Below are 17,879 nucleotides of genomic sequence, written 5' to 3' on the forward strand. Positions count from 1 at the left end.
AGCGCGCATGTGGCTTATTCACAGCCTTTGAGCTGTTGGTTTTTGCACTGCGCCGCCAACTGGGTGGCAGTGGTGACTTGCTCGGGGGTTAACTGCGCGACGGTGTAGTTGAGCATTTTGGCGTGGCGGCTGGCAAAGCGCTTGTCTTCGTTTTGCGTGGCCAGCATTAACCACATGGCCGCTTTGACCGTATCTTGTTGCACCCCCGTACCATGCATGTAGAGGTTGGCCAGATAGCCTTGCGCTTCACTGTTATTGTTGCTTGCGGCCATATTCAGCCATTGATAAGCGGCAGCTAAGTCTTGCGGAATCACATCGCCGCGGTAATACAACATGCCCAAATTCAGCTGCGACTTGACGTGGCCGAGGGTGGCCGCCTGTTGGTAATATTGCGCGGCTTCGGCATAACTGATGCGCTGAATTTCACGTCTGAACACCATAGAGGCCAGCGTATACTGCGCTTCTTTGTCATTTAACGCGGCAGATTTTGTAAACCAGTTCACCGCCTCGTCTAAGTTTTGCGCCACACCATCGCCATATTGGTACATCAGACCTAGGTTGTAGCAGGCCTTGGCATCGTTTTGATTCGCCAGCGACAGGTAAATGGCATGCGCGCCGGCAAAGTCTTTCTGGGACAGCTTGAGTTTGGCTTCTTCGAGGGTATTGGCCTGCACCAAACTACAAAGCAACATGCCTAAGATGAACCACCGTAATTGCATCATGTGTAACCCTCAAGTGAATGGATGTTGAATTGGTTGAAACATTGCGTGAAGCCGTGGTGATCGCTTAAGCCTCATTCAACGCGATGTGCTTTCAAGGCGTCACGCAAGCGCGTGAGTGCCGCAATGACATTGGCTTTGGGGGTGCCGATATTCATGCGCATAAAGCCCTCCCCACCGTGGCCAAACATTGCGCCGGGCGATAAGCCTAATTGCGCTTCTTCAATAAAAAAACGATTCAACGCAGCATCATCCAGCTGTAATTTTCGGCAATCTAACCAGACCAAATAGGTGCCTTGCGGGCTGATGACGTCGATGGACGGTAACTGCGATCGTATGAAAGCAATCGCCGCATCGCGGTTGTCTTGTAAATAGGCCATCAGGTCTGTTAACCAGTCCGAACCCTCGCGATAGGCCGCTTCAAAGGCGACCAGATTGAAAGGGTTGGTGACAGAAACGCCCATGTTGCGCAGGTGGGTCTGGATGGCCTGCCGCTGTGCCGGATTTGGGACAATCAAGGCAGAGAGACCCAAGCCCGGAATGTTAAAGGTTTTGCTCGGCGACACCGCGGTGATGACCCGGTGTGATGCCTCTGCCGCATCGCTGGCGTCAGCCTCTAGCGCTAAGCGACTCAAGGGGTGATGCTGTGCCTCGGTATAGACCAAATCGGCATGAATTTCATCAGACAGAATCGTCAAGTCGTGGGCTTCAGCAACAGCCAACAATGCTTGCAGCGTTTCTTTTTGCCACACACGGCCTACCGGGTTGTGCGGCGAGCAGAGCAGCATCAGGCGAGCGTCTTTGGCGCATACTGCTAGCTGTGCCATATCCATCTGGTATTGCGGATTGCCGGTGCCATCGTCTGTAAGCACCAGTGGGTTTTCAATTAAACGACGGTTTTGCTGGGTGACTGCTGAAAAAAATGGAAAGTAAACCGGCGGTTGCACAATCACACCGTCTTGCGCCGCTGTGAGCGCGGCCACCACTAGGTTGAGTGAGGGCACGACGCCAGGCGTGAGCACAATCCATTCACGCTTGACCACCCAGTCATACTTGACGCGCAACCAGTCGATCAGTGCTTCATACAGGCTGTCAGGTGCTAAGGTATAACCAAATACCGGGTGATTGGCTCTGGCTTGTAGCGCATTGGTGATGGCCGCAGGCACTGCAAAGTCCATATCGGCCACCCACATCGGCATGACATCGCTGCGACCAAACGTGACAGATCTGCCATCATATTTGAGCGATTGCGTATGCGCGCGTGCAATGGGTTGATCAAACAAATGGGTCAACGGATGCGTTCCCAAAGCGTGACTTCTGACAGGCTATGCTGAAACTTGTGCCGTGTTTCACGAATCACAAATGGGATTTCAACCGGCGCTTGCAGCAACTTAAAGTGTTGCCCCAGAATAGTTTTTAAACCATCGAGCGTAGTCACATTTTCACCGTCTTTTTTATAGCCACCGATCCACTCTTCTTTTGGCGTGTGTTCTTCCAGCCAAGTATAGGGTGAAGTCAGCATGAGCACGCCGCCGACATTTAAACGCGCGTGTATGCTGTTTAAAAATTGGCGCGGGCTATAAAGCCGATCAATTAAATTGGCCGCAAGAATAAAATCGTAGCCGGTGAATTGTGGTTTGAGGTTGCAAGCATCCCCTTGCCAAAAATCCACTTTATTTGCCACATCATTTAAACCAAGCGCTTGCAAGCTGCGCTCTTGATAGCTGACTAAATCTCCCTCGTTGACCATGGTGTAACGCACCACGCCTTGCTGGGCTAATTTGAGGGCTAAACCAATAAAGCGGGCAGAAAAGTCGATGCCGGTGACGTGGTCAAAATGTTTGGCTAGCTCAAACGTCGCACGTCCGGTGGCACAGCCTAAATCCAGTGCCGTTTTGGTTTGTTTGGAGGGAAAGTGCTGGATGGCAAAATCGCTCAGCGCTTTCGGAAAATTGGGCACACCATAGTAGGTGTCTCCATAATGAAACTCAGCATATTCAGACAGTTGTTTATCTGATTCATAATGCGATGCATTATCTTCAATGGGGGTGTCGGTCACGATGTAGCGGAATCCTGCATGTTGAAAAAAATGTCGTCTAAACGCATAACGGGCACTTTTAATGGCCTCGTTACCGGTTGAAATCCATGAGCCGCCCTTGATCAAATTATGACGGCCATCATAGGTCGGCGTCGTAAAGTCATCATACAAGGGGTGCACTTTAAAGCCATCAAATGGAAAAATAGGCGTTTCGGTCCATTGCCAAACATTGCCTACCACATCATGTAAGTCACCATGTGCAAACTGGTTGACCGGGCAGGACGAGGCAAAATGGTCCACAAACAGGTTGGCGTTGGTGCCCCCGGCGATTATTTCATCCGACAAGCCAGCGTGTTCATACATGCTATACCACTCGTGTTCGGTGGGCATGCGTACCGGCTTGCCCAGTTGAATGGCTTGCCAATTGCAAAATGCTTTTGCCTCATGATAATTCACCTCCACCGGCCAGCTCCAAGGCATCTCGATTTCAGTGGTCATTAAGCGCAGCTTCCAGCCGTTCGCCTGTTTTACCCAAAAAGTGGGATGCTCGGCATGGGTGTATTGTTGCCAAGCCAACCCTTCTTCTTGCCAGTATTGCGCATCCTGATAGCCGCCAGCCTCAACAAAAGCTAAAAACTCCGCATTGGAAGTGAGGTATTTTGCGGCTTGAAACGCCGGGCAATCTGCGCTGAATTGACCATATTCGTTATCCCAGCCGTAATAATCGGCGGATTTGGTTAACGTAATACTGCGCGCTGGAATCCCCACCAGTTGGTTGGTGGGCGCCGGCACATCCACCGCTTGGCAGGGTGCCCAATCGGCTGTGGATTGCACAAATTGCAAGGCATGTTGCCGAATCAGGACGGAGCTGGTTTCTAAGTGGATGCGCTCATGCTCAATGCCCATCAAGATTGGCCACCATGGGCTATCCCAGTCGATAGGCAAATTGAACGGTAAGCTATTGATCAGCGCGTCAACCACCTGGCGTACGTTGGCACGATACGCTTTGACCGCTGCGGGCGTCGGCCATTGGTAGTTCATCTCGTTTACATCATCCCAGCCCATTTCATCGACGCCTACTGCAAACATCGACTCAAACTGCGGGTTCACACGCTCAGAAATTAAGCCCGCCAAGATCAGTTTGTTGATGAAAAAAGTATTGGTATGGCCGTAATAAAAAATCAGAGGATGTCTTAAGGCAATCGGTTTGACGTAATAGGCCTCGTCATTTTTTAACAGCTTGAATAAAGCTTCGTATAAATCTGCAGTTTCATGAAAATAAGCCCGTACTTGCTCACGCGTGACAATGGTTTGCTGGTTACTGATTAAAAGGCTGCGATTGGGATGTTGGTTCATATCTTCTAATAATTGGGTTTGTGTCTGCGGTGACAGACAATCAGTGCGGTTTGGTGATTCATCCTTAAAGCGATTGTGTTCAACCTCACAATGCGCAGTTAAAAAGCATGGATCACCCAGTTCAAAGGACCTCTCTTTGTGAGGTCTTTCACCGTATTAGTTCATTCAATGCCCGTGAAAAAATGACACAACGGTCAGCGTGATTCAGTAGTTCAACAATTGCGTACATATTAACACTGCGCGACCATGGCGGCGTCACGGTTGCCATCATTCAATGGCGTCCTCCAGTCCATTGCGCGGCATGGCAGGTGAGTCTCACAGCGGCGATTGCTTTTGATCAGGTTTATTTTGAATTGTTTGTAAGGCGGCGGCTTTTCTGGCGACGAAGTGATGTTAGCTAACACCTTTTCTAATTCTTTCTGGAGTCAATCAAATGAACCGTCAATTAAATATAGGGGCCGCGCTATTGTTGGGCGTGCTTGCAACCAATGTGGCCAATGCCGCAGAGCTCGTCACCGGGGGGTATGCCAGTGAATTTCAAAAAATGGACATGATGAAAATGTTGGATGCGGATGGTAACCATATGGTGAGCCAAGCAGAATTTAATCAGTATCACACCGCCGTATTTGACGCATTAGACAAAAATCATGATGGCAGTCTGGACAAGTCGGAATGGACAGGCACCAAGTCTGAGAAGCTGGCGATGATGGCGACAGGCGGCTATTTGCGTGAACTGGGCTATGTGGGCATGATGGATGCAGCGGATGCCAACCACGACCATCTGGTTACCAAAGAAGAGTTCTTGCAGTTTCAGGGTAAGGTGTTTGTAAAACTGGATACCACGGCCGACAAACAACTGGACGCGCAGGAGTTTGTGGCAAAACTGGTGGGCCGCTAGCCAGCAAGGCGACACGCGGAACCGCGGATCAACCGTTGCTCCGCTTGGGCGCTTAAGCCCGTTAAAGCCGCTGCGTGCGGCTTTTTTACTTTTTATTTGGCATGCAATCTGGCATTGAGCTGATCGATCACTTCTGCCCAATCGGCATCCTTGAGTATTTCTTCACGCAAAAAAGTGGCTTGGGCCGGTGTCCAGTAGGGCGCATCTGCCAATGAAATATAGCCTGCCAAGTGACGGTGCTTGTGAATAAAACTGTCGATCTCGGCATCACTGGCGGGCAAGCCGAGTTGGGCAAACAAGTGGTTGAGCGTATGTAGTGAAGCTTCCATGATATTGACTCCTGCAAGGGTGATGACGCTGAAATGTGAGGCCTGTTTCATTGGGGCAAGTGGTGACATCTTAACGCAAGGAGAATTCCTACACGTTTTTAGGCTGAGACTGATGGTTGCCCCTGACGGATTCCCCCATAGTAGGCATTGATATGGTTCAACGCAAATACAGGAGACAAAGTATGGTCGATCACAAGGATGTCATTGCCATCTTGAATGCATTAATCGAAGCCTCGAAGGATGGTGAAGCGGGATTCCGCAGTTCGGCAGAACATGTTGATGATGTGCGTTTGAAAGATTTTTTCTTGCGGCGCTCAAAAGCGGTCGGTGAAAGTGTGCGCGAGTTACAGGCGCTGGTCACTGCTCTGGGTGGCGTGCCGGTCGATGCGACGTCGATAGGCGGCACATTACATAGACGCTGGATCGACATTAAAGCCGCGTTGACCGCGAACGATCATCTGGCTGTATTGAATGAGACTGAGCGCGGCGAGAATGTGCTGTTGGCTGCTTATCGCGAGGCTTTGGAAATCGACTTGCCCCCAGAGATCAGGGCGGTGGTGCTGCGCCATCTGCAAGGCATCAAACGCAATCACAATTTAGTGAAACATGTGCGCGATATCTATACGGTAGAAACCGCTTTTGACTAAACATCCCTAATAAGCGCCAGCGGATCATTGCTACCCTTTGTAGCAATCTTGCGGCTGCCGGCAAACGGAGAACTCAATGATGACATTACAACATTACAGATGCGGCTTAGCCGTGGGCTTGCTCACCCTGGGCTTAGCCGGGTGTGACCAGGCACCGGAAACAGAAAACGCAAGGGATAACACGCGCCTTGAAGAGCAAGCGCCATTGGAAACAACCGCAAGCGAAATTGCCAAAGAGTACGCCGATAACGCGGTCGCCGCAGATAACAAGTTCAAAGACCGGACGTTTAATGTCAGCGGCACGATTGTGGATGTGAATAAAAATGCCATTAATGAACCCTTTGTCAGCTTGCAAGGCGGCGTAGATGCGACCAAAGAGCCGCAGTTTGCCTTTATTGTGAGCGATAGAGAAAAAGCCTTTAAATTAAAACCCGGCCAGCACATCAAGCTGCAATGTAAAGGGCTGGGCGATCTGGCTGAAGCCCCGATGGCGGGCGAGTGCAAGGTGCTTGAGTAAGCGCATCGCGCATGGTTGCGACAGCCCCTGCTAGAAAAAACATTGGAAAAATAAACTGAACATATAAACTGAACAAAGGACATGACTATGGCCAAAGACGCTCCCAATCTCATTGAAGAAATTATTGATAATGCCCTCAACCCAGCGACGCATCTAGAACATGACGGTGTCACACCCGCACCGCCAGAGGCCAAAAATGGGGATGCTCTGAAGCAAGCGCCTGATGACCCCCGCAATGGAAATCTGATGCCAGAGTTAGACCAGCCTTAGGAGCATCTGCCCGGCTTCGCCTGTATCGCATGGCGCTAGTTAGATTTGCGTTGTATTAACGCCTAGATGGTCAACATAAAACAGCCGCATTTGCGGCTGTTTTTTCGAGAAAATGCCTGACGATAAAGTTTAAAGCAACTCTTCGACGTGCTTTTTAATATTGGCGGCCAGTTTGGGCGTGGGTAAGTCATTGGTATCTGTGCCAAACGGGTCTTCAATTTCTTCGGCGATAAGCTCTAAACTCGCCAACACATAAAAGATAAAAACCACCACCGGGATGACGTAGTAGCCGAGGCTAAACACAAAGCCAAACGGGAGCGTCATGACATAAAAAAAGATGAATTTTTTAATAAACGCACTGTATGAGTACGGGATGGGCGTATTTTTAATCCGCTCGCACACGCCACACACTTCTGTAAAGGATTTCAGCTCATCGTTGAGTATAAAAAACTGTTCGCCGGTGAGTTTGCCCGCGGTGTAAAGCGCGTTGGTTTTTTGAAACAGGCGCTGCGCGATTTGGTTGGGATGGTGCTCGTGGTGATCGATTTCTAAATCTAAGCCCTCAAACAGCATTTGGCTGACTTCGACATTCATGAGGTGCTTGGACAGGACGTCGGCATAGGTGGGAATGATTTTTTGAAAGAATTGTTTGTCTGCATCATCGCTTAAAAATGCCGAGAATTTGATCGCCAAATTGCGACTATTGTTGACCAATGCTCCCCAAGCCTTGCGACCCTCCCACCAGCGGTCGTAGGCCGTGTTGGTGCGATAAGCCAGCAATAAGGATAAAACGAAGCCGACGGTGGTGTGGATCAGTGACAGATTTTTGACATGGCTGCTGTCCGCCAGCTTCCAGTACTCCAGTTCGAGATAAGCAATGCCTCCGGCATAAGCGCCAATCAACAGCATCATCGGCATGAGCTGTCTAAAGGTATCCGACTCGTGAAAGCGGAAGATGAAGGTGAGCCAGTCTTTGGGATTGTATTGAATCATGCCTTGTTGCCTGTAAAAAATCTGCACCAGTTTAACATGGCGTATCGATGCGGGCATGGTCGCTGGCGACTCTCTCTATGGGTGCTGATGACAGACGATACTGACAAGAAAGTCAGCATCGCTCGTCTTTTTTAGCGGACGGTGATTTGAATACAATACCCTCATGATCCCGCCACTCGCTCAATGTCGCGGATCCTCTATTCAATATCTTCTGGAGGTTATGATGGATTCCGCCAACGTTGCACGACAATCTGATTTGCGCACTGAACAGCCATTGCCCGGGATGGGGGCGATTCCGCATGCCGAAGGAGTCGCTTTCAGGGTATGGGCGCCACATGCCGAGCAGGTGTCTGTGATTGGTGATTTTAATGATTGGCAGGCGGGTAGTGATTTGTGCAGCCAGGAAGGTAACGGTTTTTGGTATGCCAATTTGGCACATGCAAAGCCCGGGGATGCCTACCAATATCATTTGATTAACGGTGAACAGCAGTTGCAACGCATAGACCCCTATGCCCGATTGGTGACCCACTCGGCCGGCAACGCACTGGTGCCTGACTTGGATTTGTTTCGTGCGCCTGCGGCCGAATTTAAGATGCCGCCATGGAACGAACTGGTCATCTATGAGCTGCACATTGGGACCTTCAACAGTATTGACGGTAAGGTGGGCACTTTTGATTCGGCCATTGCGCGTTTGCCGCATCTGCAAGCGCTAGGCATTAATGCGGTTGAGGTGATGCCGATTGCCGAGTTTGCCGGCGATTACTCTTGGGGCTATAACCCGGCGCATCCGTTTGCCGTTGAGCGCGCCTATGGCGGGCCAGCCGCTTTTCAGCGCTTTGTAGCCGCCGCGCATGCGCTAGGCATCGCGGTGATTGTGGATGTGGTTTATAACCATTTTGGCCCATCGGATATCAGCTTGTGGCAGTTTGATGGCTGGCAGGAAAATGGCAAGGGTGGCATTTATTTTTATAACGACTGGCGATCCACCACGCCTTGGGGCGATACCCGGCCAGATTATGGCCGAGGCGAGGTGCGGCAGTATATTTTTGACAATGCAATGATGTGGTTAGAGGATTATCACGCTGATGGCTTGCGTTATGACATGACCTTGTATATTCGCAGTGTTGAAGCGAGTACGCAGCAGATGATTGTTGAGGGCTGGAGCCTATTGCAGTGGATTAATAGCGAAGTGGCGCGGCGTTATCCTGGCAAGATCACAATCGCAGAAGATTTGCAAAGCAGCGCAGAATTGACGCTGAAACACGAAGACGGCGGTGCGCATTTTAGCAGCCAATGGGATGCCGCATTTGTGCATCCGGTGCGGGCTGCACTGATCGAAATGGATGATGCTAACCGTGCCATGCCTGCTGTGCGCGATGCGCTGCTCAAGCGTTATAACGATGATGCATTTGAACGGGTGGTCTACACTGAATCGCATGACGAAGTGGCAAACGGCAAACAACGCTTGGTTTCTGAAATTGATCCCAACGAGCATCCTGGGCGCTATGCCATTAAACGCGCTTGCCTAGGCGCTGCGCTGGTGATGACGGCGCCGGGCATCCCCATGCTGTTTCAAGGCCAAGAGTTTTTGCGTGATCAGTGGTTTCGCGACGACCGGCCTATAGATTGGCAGCGCGCTGAGGATTATGCGGGCATAGTGGCGTTGCACCGCGATCTGATTCAGTTACGCTTGAATCGGGGCGGGCATGCTGCGGGGTTGAGTGGGCAACATGCTGCGGTGTATCACGTCAACGACGATGCCAAAGTCATTGTCATGCATCGCTGGAAAGAGGGCGGCGCCGGGGATGATGTGATCGTGGTGTATCACTTTGCCGAGGGCCGGTTAGAAGATTATGCGATCGGCTTGCCGCAGGCCGGCGAGTGGAAGCTGCGATTGAACAGTGATGCGACAATTTATCATGCAGAGATGGATGATACCGTCTCTGGCGATGTCATTGCCAAGGCCGAGGCGCGCGATGGTCAAGCGTTCTCAGCGGCGGTTAACATTGGCGCTTATAGCTGCCTGATTTACACACAAGCGCAATAAGGCTTCAAGCAAAATCAGGCTGCCCGGTGCGCTACACCTGCGTGCTCTCAGGCAGGCATTGCGCCCACTAAGGGAGCCCAATGAGTTTGAGATATTCTTCTAAGGTGAGCGTGAGGGCTTGCAGTGATTGATTCACCTCATCTAGGTGCTGGTTGCCGTTCAAGTGCAGTTGTTCAAGCAGGGCTTTGTGCGCTTCAACGGCCTCTAAATGCGCTTCTAGTTTCGCTTCTTTGAGTGTTTGGGTCATTTTAAATGCTCCTTGTGCATCCGGTTACTCTAACAGGGTTTGCCGGCCTAAGGTGGATCTAGCCCTCATGCATGCCGGTTTGCACCAATCGTTGGCCACTGCGCTGGCCTGAACTGTTTTAAAATACGGGCATGTCTAGCGCTTTAATTCAGCAATATCTTCCCGGTTATCCTGCCCATGTGCATGCGCAGATTTTGCATTTGCATACGCAAGGCCAGTTACAGACCTATCTGCAAACGCGTTACCCGCAACCGCACACCATTCAGAGCGACAAAGCCTTATACGATTTTTGTAGTGCGTTAAAACAACGCTATTTAAAAAACGCGCCCTTGCTCGACAAGGTGCATTTTGATAACCGCTTGACGATTGAAAAGCAAACCTTGGGCCTCAATCGGGCGGTTTCGCGCGTGCAAGGCGGTAAGCTCAAGGCGAAAAAAGAGATTCGCATCTCGGCATTTTTCAAAAATACACCGCTGGCATTTTTGCAAATGATTGTAGTGCATGAGTTAGCCCATTTAAAAGAACGCGATCATGACAAGGCGTTTTACCAATTGTGTTTGCATATGGAACCCAACTACATGCAATACGAGTTTGATTGTCGGGTGTATCTGTTGTCACAGGTGTTAGCCAGCCAATTAAACAGCGCGGCGGTCGAGCCGATTTAAGCGATTGTTTAAAGCGTAGCCTCAGCACTGATCAGTTGCAACAACAGGTCGGTTTCAACGGTGGGGCGGTTTACCAACAGCCAGACCGCTGCAATTCTATCTACCTCGGCATAGGCCTGCGTCACCAACTCTTCACTGAAAATATCGGGGTCTAACTCGGTATATTGATAGGTGCAGCCCGCGGCTTTAGTCATGTGTTTGACCGCCTCTAAGAAGGGATCGTGGCCATGGGTGATTGCCACGCCGGTGTATAGCATCAGGGTGCCGCCGGGCGCGAGGCGGGTCAGTGCAGCCTCGACAATGTTGAGTGAGAGCTGTGCTCCCAGCGGGCCGTCACCATGCCGATAAGCGCGGGCGCTGGGGTCTACCAAGTAGGGTGGGTTGGCAATAATTAAATCAAAGTCTCCGGGCAACGCTTGTAACAAGTCGCTATAGCAAAACGTCACGTTGCTAATTTGATTGGCTTGGGCATTGATGGCAGCAAGTGATAGCGCCTGTTGGTTGATATCCACGCCGATGCAGCTAGCATAGGGCAACGCTTCTGCCAGCAAGATGGCACCCACCCCACTGCCGGTCCCAATGTCGACGCAACGTTGGACTTTGCCCTGCAACGACGCCAGTGCCGCATAAACGGCATGCATGAAACGATAGGTATCCGGGCCAAAAAATACCGCATCCGCCGCGTCCGTCGGAAAACTCGAATGCGCAAACAGTTTGTCTTGCAGGCGAGAGACGCGCAATGTGGACTGCCAACCTTGGTCAACGGGGCGTAAGATTCCCGCCGCTTGCATCAGCGCAAAGAGTGCGTCGTCTATGATGGCCGGTTTGAAGGGCCGGTTCCAGCCAAAAATATCCGCAAGGCTGTTTGCCCAGGCGTTCGCCGGGCGTTGATTCACCCGTTGATGCGTGACGGGGGTCACGCTTACAAATGCATAGTCGCGTGCGTAGAGTGCTTGCAGCAGCTTTTCTAATGCCGATGAGCTAAGGGTATCCATGATGCCGTCCTCTACAAGTGAATGAATCTAGCTTAGCAGAGTGTGGCGGGTTATTTAATCAGCAAATTCCTACATCAGCCTCCTCAATCGTCTGATAGGTGGCTTGCCCGCATCTGCGTAACTTGTCTGTCTTCAACTTGCTATTTCAACGTTTGGTTGAGCAATCAGTTCGCAGGTTCATCTATGGGAGGCAGCAGGGATGTCGGTGATCCACAATGCAATCGAAAAACGTGCCTCAGTCGCGCCTGACTGGGATGCGAAAGCCATGTATTTTTCACTGCTGGCACCTGCCGGTTTTAGCAAAAATCGCGCAGAAACTAGTGATTTTCTGTTCGCCAAGTTACGGGAGACCAGCCAACAGCCCAGCACCGTGCCAGTGCACGTAGAACAATTGGAAGCATGGTTGCTAGAGCAGCATGCGGTGGTTGGGCGTCAATACCAAGCGTATTTAGCCGCCAGAGCGGCGGGCGAACCACGCTGGTATTTCAGCAGCAAAGCACACGCCTTGTATTTTTTACGTGTGGCGGCGCCCACCAAAATGGTAGATGGCGCTTGGTTGTATGGTCTGACGCGGCATTGGCATGACTCGCGATTTGCTTCTTTGCTGAAGATTTATTTAGAAGAGCTGGGTAACGGCGTAGAAGCGCACAATCATGTCGCCATGTATCGCAAATTATTAAAAGCGAATGATTGCGATGACTGGCGCAGCTTAGACGAAAAGTTTTTTACCCAAGGCGCCGTGCAGTTGGCATTGGCGGCCAATACCGAAGCCTTTTTGCCTGAAGTGATTGGGTTTAATTTGGGGTATGAGCAATTGCCGCTGCATTTGCTCATTACGGCCTATGAGCTAAAAGAACTCAATATTGATCCCTATTATTTTACCTTGCACACCACCATTGATAACGCACACAGTGGGCATGCACGTACAGCCGTGGAGGCGGTCAATGAGGCCATGCCTGCTTTGGCTGACCCTCGGCAATATATGGCGCGCATTGTGGCTGGGGTCAAGTTAAACGATGCCGGCTTGGGCGCGAAGGCTTTACTAAACCATTTTGATTTGATGGGCGAGCTGGTGCGGCTGCTGCAAAACAAAGCCACCATCGGTCAGTATATGCACACCCATCGCTGTGTGATTGAAGGAAAAACCCTCAATGCGTGGTTGGCTGACCCCGATGAGATCGCTCGATTATTGTATGCGTTGCAAAAAATCGGCTGGATTAAACGACACCAAGATCCTGAACAAAGTCACTTTTGGCAGGTGATTGCCGGCTCCCAGGCCCCGATGTTCGGCGTGTTTACCGCCTATGAGCGGCAAGTATTGTATGACTGGATCGCCGGGGATGCGCTCGAGCGGTTACCGCGTACAGCACGCCTGGGCCCGCCCTTGCGCATGGCAGACCCCGCAACAGGCGCTAAGGCTGACCCAAGCCAGTTACGCGGGAATTTATACGATTTGCGTTCTGGCCACTTGATGACTAAGCCAGTGCCCCTGCCGGGTGACTTTGATCAAGAGGCGACCATGGTGCGCTATTTGCAGGGTTTGGGCGCGCGCCGCATGGATTTTTTGGTGGATTGCATATCGCCTGCCGAACACTACACCTCATTAGGTTTGTGTGCCACCCGCCATTTTAAAGCTTATCTGGAGTCGCCTGATCCACACATCAGATGAACTGGCCCACGTGTTGACGGTACACCAACAAAGCTTAATTAAATAAATCATCCAGTGGGTTTTTTCCACTGGATGCGGGTTTATCAGACACGCGGGTGCCATGAAAAACGTCTTCGATCTGGTCTCGGTAATAGCTCCATGGCGCGCTGCTGTGCTGCAATTTGTACCACAGGCTTTCCCCCACATTGGCATACTCCAATGCTGTGCCGTCGTCCAACACCACTCTTAACACCCGTTTGGCAGCATCATAGCCAATGGCACGTAATTTGCCAGCGTGGCACTTGTGCATGTCCATAGAGCCGCCTAGTGACACCCACCCGTTTTACAACCGCATGATTTTGCCGCAGGTGTGAGTCCTTGCTGCTGCCAGGCTTTTAAAAAGGCTGCTTTTGACATCGGTTGAATATTCAGCGACTGTTGCAGTTCGGGATTGACGACTTGCGTCTGATAGTGCGCAAAATGGGCCAGATAGTTGGCATAGGCGCGGTCTGCACCTCTAAATTTTTGCCACTGCGTCCACAGCCATTTTTTCAGTGTAAACATACAACCTTCCCTCCGATCATTGCACAGCGCATATTAAACCAATTTGCATGATTGTCTCATCCTAACTAATAATCAGAGTGTTTTGACTGAGGCAAGTTCTCGGCCTAGCGCGCACCAGACCGCGCGCTTAAAGCGGATTTACCAGTTTAAAGGCCGCGGCGTAGCGGGATTTCTATTACACTTTGCTTGTTTACTCCTTTTTTTGACTGGCGCAGAGGAAGCTTATCTTTGCTGGTCTAGTTGTTTTTCTTGACGCCTATCATGTCCAACGCCTTCTATTTCAATCTGATCTTATTATTTTTAGTGGCCATTATTGCGCTGGAGGTGCTGGCGAAAAAATTGCGCTGGCCCCCTGCCGTGGCGCAGCTCATTGGCGGCGCGCTGATTGCGTTTATTCCTGGTTTGCCTGCGTTTGAGATCGACCCGGCACTGGTACTGGAGGTTTTTTTGCCGCCACTACTGATGGCAGGCGCCTACTACACGGTGTGGCATGAGTTTAGACGGCACTTGGTGGCCATTTTGTTGTTGGCGATTGGCGCCGTGCTATTTACTACCTTGGTGGTTGGGTTGGCCTTACACAGTTTGACTCCAGCTTTGCCATGGGCCGCTTGCTTTGCGTTGGGCGCCATTGTGTCGCCGCCTGATGCGATTGCAGCCAAAGCAGTCCTGCAACGTGTCGCTTTGCCACGCAAGCTGCTGGTGTTGTTAGAGGGCGAGAGTTTGCTCAATGATGCCACGGGATTGGTGCTGTATAAATTCTCCATTGTGGCAGTCCTGACGGGGGTGTTCTCGGTCGGAGGCGCTCTTGAATCCTTTGTCTGGCTCAGCGTAGGTGGCATGTTACTTGGGGCTGCCTTTGGCTATTTGGTTTACAAGACGATACGTTATTTGCACGATACCGAGCTGATGATTTTGGCCTCTGCGTTACCGGGCTGGCTTTGCTATGTGGTCGGTGAGCATATCGGCGTGTCTGGGGTAATCGCCACCGTCACTTACGGCATGATGCTTGGCTGGCACCAGCATGAAATCATGACGGCAACCGCGCGTCGCCGTGGTACAGCTTTTTGGGAAATCCTGATTTTTGTCTTTGAGTCGTTGGTATTTATTTTGATCGGGTTGTCTTTGCGCGGCGTGTGGGAGCGCATAGCCCACGCCGACAAGTCGATTGCGGATTATGGCCTTGAAGTGTTGCTGGTGCTGGCAGTGGTCATCGCCTCGCGCTTTGTCTGGGTGTTTACTGTGGATGGCTTGGTCAATCTATTTCGCAGACAAGCGGCTGCAACCCATGGCCACAGCAGTTGGCGAGAGTCCTTTGTGAAGAGCTGGGCCGGCATGCGCGGTGTGGTGACTTTGGCTGCGGCGTTGGCGGTGCCCGCCGAGGTGCCGGGACGTGACTTGATGTTGCTGTGCGCATTTGCTGTGATTTTGGTGACGGTATTGTTTCAGGGAACAACCATCGGCTGGGTGATTCGTCTTCTGCAACTTAAAGCTACGGCGCATGAGCGTACTTACCTGAATGAACCACAAACTTGGGCACGCATCGAGCAGGCGCAATATGCGGTGGTGCAGCAATTGGCTTACGATGCTCAAGGCCAATTATTGCATCCGCGATTACTAGAGCAATACGGCTATCGTCAAAGTCTGTCAGATAAACACAAAAACGAAGCGGTGCTGCCTGACGATATCCGCAAAGCCCATTTCAATGTGGTGCTAGCGGCGGTGGCCGCAGGCCGGGAAGAATTGCTCAAGTTGCATCGCGCTGGGGAGATCCATGACGCGTTGATGCACGTCATGGAGCGCGACCTTGATATTCAGGAAATTGCAGCTTTGCACAGCCGTGGTTAGCGACTAACGACTGTCCACATTTTTTGTGGATAACTTTTGAGATGTGTTGTGGGTGAGTTGCGTAACCTAATGATTTTATTAGGTAAATATGGGGTGATTAAAATCTGCACGCAGCATTTATTTATAAAAATTTCTTGTTTAAAGCCATTTTTTGTGTATTCATAGTACGTATCGTGTGGCGTAGCATAGATGGCTGAATGCCACAAATATGAGGAGATGAAGATGAAGCGACTGTTTTATATCGATTATCCGCAAGAGCATTTTGAAGGGCAGGCACATCGATACCGTTGTGCGCATTGCAAGCAAGAGACGACCAAAATCAATGGCCGATTAGAAGGCCATCTGGCCAGTTGTGAATATCGCATCCGCCTTGAACAGGCCGGCTTTGAATGCAATCAGCCTTCTCCGCTTCCGCATGAGGACATGGCGGATGAGGTGGATTAATCGCTGCGCCATATTTGTCGATTAAAGATAGATGAGATCATGACGCCATTCACACCTATTTCATCATTGATCGGCGGCTTGCTGATCGGTGTTTCCACCTGGTTGATGATTCGGTGGCTGGGCAAAATCGCTGGAATCAGCGGTATCGTCGGGCAGCTGTGGTCAGCAAGGCATTCAGATCGTGGCTGGCGCTTTGCATTTGTCGCCGGTCTCATGGTCTCCCCATTGATTTACGCCTTGGCGGCTCCGCTACCCGCGGTCGTTATTGCGACCAGTCCGCCAGTGTTGATCGTTGCAGGCTTGTTGGTGGGTTTTGGTAGCCGCCTGGGCAGCGGTTGCACCAGTGGTCATGGCGTTTGCGGCTTGTCTCGACTCTCCTTGCGCTCGTTGGTAGCAACCCTCACCTTTATGGGCACGGCGGCCTTGGTGGTATGGCTGTTGCGCCATGGGCCGTTCCAGGGGTATTGAAGCGTATGGTGATCGTGATTGCTTGGCTGGCAGGGGTGTTGTTTGGTCTAGGGTTGATCGTAGGCGGCATGACCAATCCGGCCAAAGTGCTCGCATTTTTGGATATCACGGGGGATTGGGATCCTTCACTGGCCTTTGTGATGATCGGTGCGATTGCGGTGAGTTTTTTTGCATTTCGATCCGCGGCAAAACAGCCTACCAGCCTGCTCGGATTGCAACTGCAAATGCCCCCCACCACCTTGATTGACCGTCGTTTGGTGATTGGCGCGCTATTGTTTGGCATGGGTTGGGGCTTGGCTGGCTTTTGCCCCGGCCCGGCCGTGGCTTCCATATTGAGTGCGGGCAGTGCGGTGTGGTTATTTGTCATCAGTATGCTGGTGGGTATGTTCGGGCACACGTTGGCAACTCGACTGGGTTGGTTGTAACCGCTCAGCGGCCTCACCGTTGCTCGCTGCAGAGGCAGGAGATTCTTGATGATTTTTCAGCAATTTTTTGAACCCGATAGTGCGACCTACACCTACCTGCTCGGTTGTGAGCAGCATCGTTTGGCGGTCTTGATCGACCCGGTAGAAAGCGAAGTGGCGCATTATGAGCAAGCGCTGCGCCAGTACGGCCTCACTTTGCGATATACCCTAGACACCCATGTGCATGCCGACCATGTCACTGCGGCAGATACTTTACGCCAACGGTTGGGGTGCCAAAGTGTGGTGTCTTTGCATGCCGGTGCACCGTGCGCGGATGTGCTGGCCACCGATGGCATGCACTTGCAAGTGGGTTCGCTGGATATTGAGGTACGTGAAACCCCCGGCCATACTAATGGCTGCGTCAGTTATAAGCTTGAGGACCGTATTTTTACCGGCGATGCCTTACTGATTGGGGGCTGTGGGCGCACGGATTTTCAGCAAGGCAATGCTGGTCAGCTTTATGACAGTGTGCATACGCAGATTTTCAGTTTGCCAGACGATCTCTTGGTGTATCCCGCGCATGATTATCACGGATTGACGGTGTCGACTGTCGGCGAAGAGCGGCGCAATAACCCGCGTCTGGGCGGGCACATTTCGCGCGATGACTTTATTCAGCGGATGGCCAATTTAAAATTGGCTTATCCCAAACAAATCGACGTGGCACTTCCCGCAAACCAAGCCTGTGGCAAACAGCCGCTTAAGCAATCGTCGTGAGGCAGCCGTAT

General features: G+C 51.4%; 21 protein-coding genes. 12 read left to right on the forward strand and 9 right to left on the reverse strand.

Features of this window, described 5'->3' with window-relative positions; all coding sequences use genetic code 11:
• Window positions 1–14 precede the first annotated feature (14 nt).
• From FIT99_RS00880 to ovoA, 3 genes are all read right to left on the reverse strand, one after another.
• A complete protein-coding gene (locus FIT99_RS00880) occupies window positions 15–722 on the reverse strand; it encodes a tetratricopeptide repeat protein (protein WP_140002067.1) in 708 nt (235 codons plus the stop codon).
• Window positions 723–793: 71 nt separating this feature from the next.
• The gene (locus FIT99_RS00885) at window positions 794–2,026 is read right to left on the reverse strand and encodes a MalY/PatB family protein (protein ID WP_140002070.1); all 1,233 of its coding nucleotides are present in this window, start codon (window positions 2,024–2,026) and stop codon (window positions 794–796) included.
• On the reverse strand, window positions 2,008–4,113 hold the full coding sequence (gene ovoA, locus FIT99_RS00890; protein ID WP_140002072.1) for a 5-histidylcysteine sulfoxide synthase: 2,106 nt from the start codon (window positions 4,111–4,113) through the stop codon (window positions 2,008–2,010). The genes FIT99_RS00885 and ovoA overlap by 19 nt, the downstream gene beginning before the upstream one ends.
• 433 nt (window positions 4,114–4,546) lie before the next feature.
• Between ovoA and FIT99_RS00895 the strand changes: the two genes are divergently transcribed.
• On the forward strand, window positions 4,547–5,011 hold the full coding sequence (locus FIT99_RS00895) for an EF-hand domain-containing protein (protein WP_140002074.1): 465 nt from the start codon (window positions 4,547–4,549) through the stop codon (window positions 5,009–5,011).
• A 92-nt stretch (window positions 5,012–5,103) separates the two neighbouring features.
• On the opposite strand, the gene FIT99_RS00900 is transcribed toward FIT99_RS00895, so the two are convergent.
• The gene (locus FIT99_RS00900; protein ID WP_140002076.1) at window positions 5,104–5,340 is read right to left on the reverse strand and encodes a DUF2789 domain-containing protein; all 237 of its coding nucleotides are present in this window, start codon (window positions 5,338–5,340) and stop codon (window positions 5,104–5,106) included.
• 182 nt (window positions 5,341–5,522) lie between these two features.
• On the opposite strand from FIT99_RS00900, the gene FIT99_RS00905 reads away from it, so the two are divergent.
• The 3 genes from FIT99_RS00905 to FIT99_RS00915 all read left to right on the forward strand — a co-directional run bounded on the left by FIT99_RS00905 (window position 5,523) and on the right by FIT99_RS00915 (window position 6,774).
• Window positions 5,523–5,987, forward strand: a complete 465-nt coding sequence (locus tag FIT99_RS00905; RefSeq protein ID WP_140002078.1) for a PA2169 family four-helix-bundle protein — start codon at window positions 5,523–5,525, stop codon at window positions 5,985–5,987.
• A 76-nt stretch (window positions 5,988–6,063) separates the two neighbouring features.
• Complete coding sequence (locus tag FIT99_RS00910) at window positions 6,064–6,504, forward strand: OB-fold protein (RefSeq protein ID WP_140002080.1); 441 nt, start codon at window positions 6,064–6,066, stop codon at window positions 6,502–6,504.
• A gap of 87 nt (window positions 6,505–6,591) precedes the next feature.
• Window positions 6,592–6,774, forward strand: a complete 183-nt coding sequence (locus tag FIT99_RS00915) for a hypothetical protein (protein ID WP_140002082.1) — start codon at window positions 6,592–6,594, stop codon at window positions 6,772–6,774.
• 129 nt (window positions 6,775–6,903) lie between these two features.
• Here FIT99_RS00915 and FIT99_RS00920 read toward each other — a convergent pair whose 3' ends face one another.
• Entirely contained in the window at window positions 6,904–7,824 is a 921-nt protein-coding gene (locus FIT99_RS00920; RefSeq protein ID WP_223261229.1) for a bestrophin family protein, read from the reverse strand.
• A 163-nt stretch (window positions 7,825–7,987) separates the two neighbouring features.
• Here FIT99_RS00920 and FIT99_RS00925 point away from each other — a divergent pair, with 163 nt between their 5' ends.
• Window positions 7,988–9,814, forward strand: coding sequence for an alpha-amylase family glycosyl hydrolase (locus FIT99_RS00925; protein WP_223261230.1), 1,827 nt, complete (start codon window positions 7,988–7,990; stop codon window positions 9,812–9,814).
• A 67-nt stretch (window positions 9,815–9,881) separates the two neighbouring features.
• Here FIT99_RS00925 and FIT99_RS00930 read toward each other — a convergent pair whose 3' ends face one another.
• A complete protein-coding gene (locus tag FIT99_RS00930; RefSeq protein ID WP_140002084.1) occupies window positions 9,882–10,061 on the reverse strand; it encodes a hypothetical protein in 180 nt (59 codons plus the stop codon).
• Window positions 10,062–10,192: 131 nt separating this feature from the next.
• On the opposite strand from FIT99_RS00930, the gene FIT99_RS00935 reads away from it, so the two are divergent.
• Window positions 10,193–10,726, forward strand: coding sequence for a YgjP-like metallopeptidase domain-containing protein (locus tag FIT99_RS00935; protein ID WP_140002085.1), 534 nt, complete (start codon window positions 10,193–10,195; stop codon window positions 10,724–10,726).
• 8 nt (window positions 10,727–10,734) lie between these two features.
• Here FIT99_RS00935 and FIT99_RS00940 read toward each other — a convergent pair whose 3' ends face one another.
• The gene (locus tag FIT99_RS00940; RefSeq protein WP_140002086.1) at window positions 10,735–11,721 is read right to left on the reverse strand and encodes a methyltransferase; all 987 of its coding nucleotides are present in this window, start codon (window positions 11,719–11,721) and stop codon (window positions 10,735–10,737) included.
• 199 nt (window positions 11,722–11,920) lie between these two features.
• Between FIT99_RS00940 and FIT99_RS00945 the strand changes: the two genes are divergently transcribed.
• Window positions 11,921–13,390 carry an iron-containing redox enzyme family protein gene (locus FIT99_RS00945; protein WP_140002087.1) on the forward strand — a complete coding sequence of 490 codons (1,470 nt, stop codon included), beginning with the start codon at window positions 11,921–11,923 and terminating at the stop codon, window positions 13,388–13,390.
• A gap of 34 nt (window positions 13,391–13,424) precedes the next feature.
• Here the strand turns inward: FIT99_RS00945 and FIT99_RS00950 are convergent, their stop codons facing one another.
• Together FIT99_RS00950 and FIT99_RS00955 are read right to left on the reverse strand one after the other, a co-directional pair.
• On the reverse strand, window positions 13,425–13,685 hold the full coding sequence (locus FIT99_RS00950; RefSeq protein ID WP_140002088.1) for a KTSC domain-containing protein: 261 nt from the start codon (window positions 13,683–13,685) through the stop codon (window positions 13,425–13,427).
• A gap of 8 nt (window positions 13,686–13,693) precedes the next feature.
• A complete protein-coding gene (locus tag FIT99_RS00955; protein WP_140002089.1) occupies window positions 13,694–13,933 on the reverse strand; it encodes a hypothetical protein in 240 nt (79 codons plus the stop codon).
• 261 nt (window positions 13,934–14,194) lie between these two features.
• Here FIT99_RS00955 and FIT99_RS00960 point away from each other — a divergent pair, with 261 nt between their 5' ends.
• The 5 genes from FIT99_RS00960 (at window position 14,195) to FIT99_RS00980 (ending at window position 17,868) form a co-directional block, all read left to right on the forward strand.
• A complete protein-coding gene (locus FIT99_RS00960; protein WP_140002090.1) occupies window positions 14,195–15,778 on the forward strand; it encodes a Na+/H+ antiporter in 1,584 nt (527 codons plus the stop codon).
• 222 nt (window positions 15,779–16,000) lie between these two features.
• Entirely contained in the window at window positions 16,001–16,222 is a 222-nt protein-coding gene (locus FIT99_RS00965) for a hypothetical protein (protein WP_140002091.1), read from the forward strand.
• Between the two features lie 39 nt (window positions 16,223–16,261).
• Entirely contained in the window at window positions 16,262–16,690 is a 429-nt protein-coding gene (locus tag FIT99_RS00970; protein WP_189524763.1) for a YeeE/YedE family protein, read from the forward strand.
• Window positions 16,654–17,115, forward strand: coding sequence for a DUF6691 family protein (locus FIT99_RS00975; RefSeq protein ID WP_317616158.1), 462 nt, complete (start codon window positions 16,654–16,656; stop codon window positions 17,113–17,115). The genes FIT99_RS00970 and FIT99_RS00975 overlap by 37 nt, the downstream gene beginning before the upstream one ends.
• A 48-nt stretch (window positions 17,116–17,163) precedes the next feature.
• Window positions 17,164–17,868 carry an MBL fold metallo-hydrolase gene (locus FIT99_RS00980; protein WP_140002092.1) on the forward strand — a complete coding sequence of 235 codons (705 nt, stop codon included), beginning with the start codon at window positions 17,164–17,166 and terminating at the stop codon, window positions 17,866–17,868.
• Window positions 17,869–17,879: the final 11 nt, after the last annotated feature.

This window comes from Methylophilus medardicus (assembly GCF_006363955.1).
Classification (GTDB): Bacteria; Pseudomonadota; Gammaproteobacteria; order Burkholderiales; family Methylophilaceae; genus Methylophilus; species Methylophilus medardensis.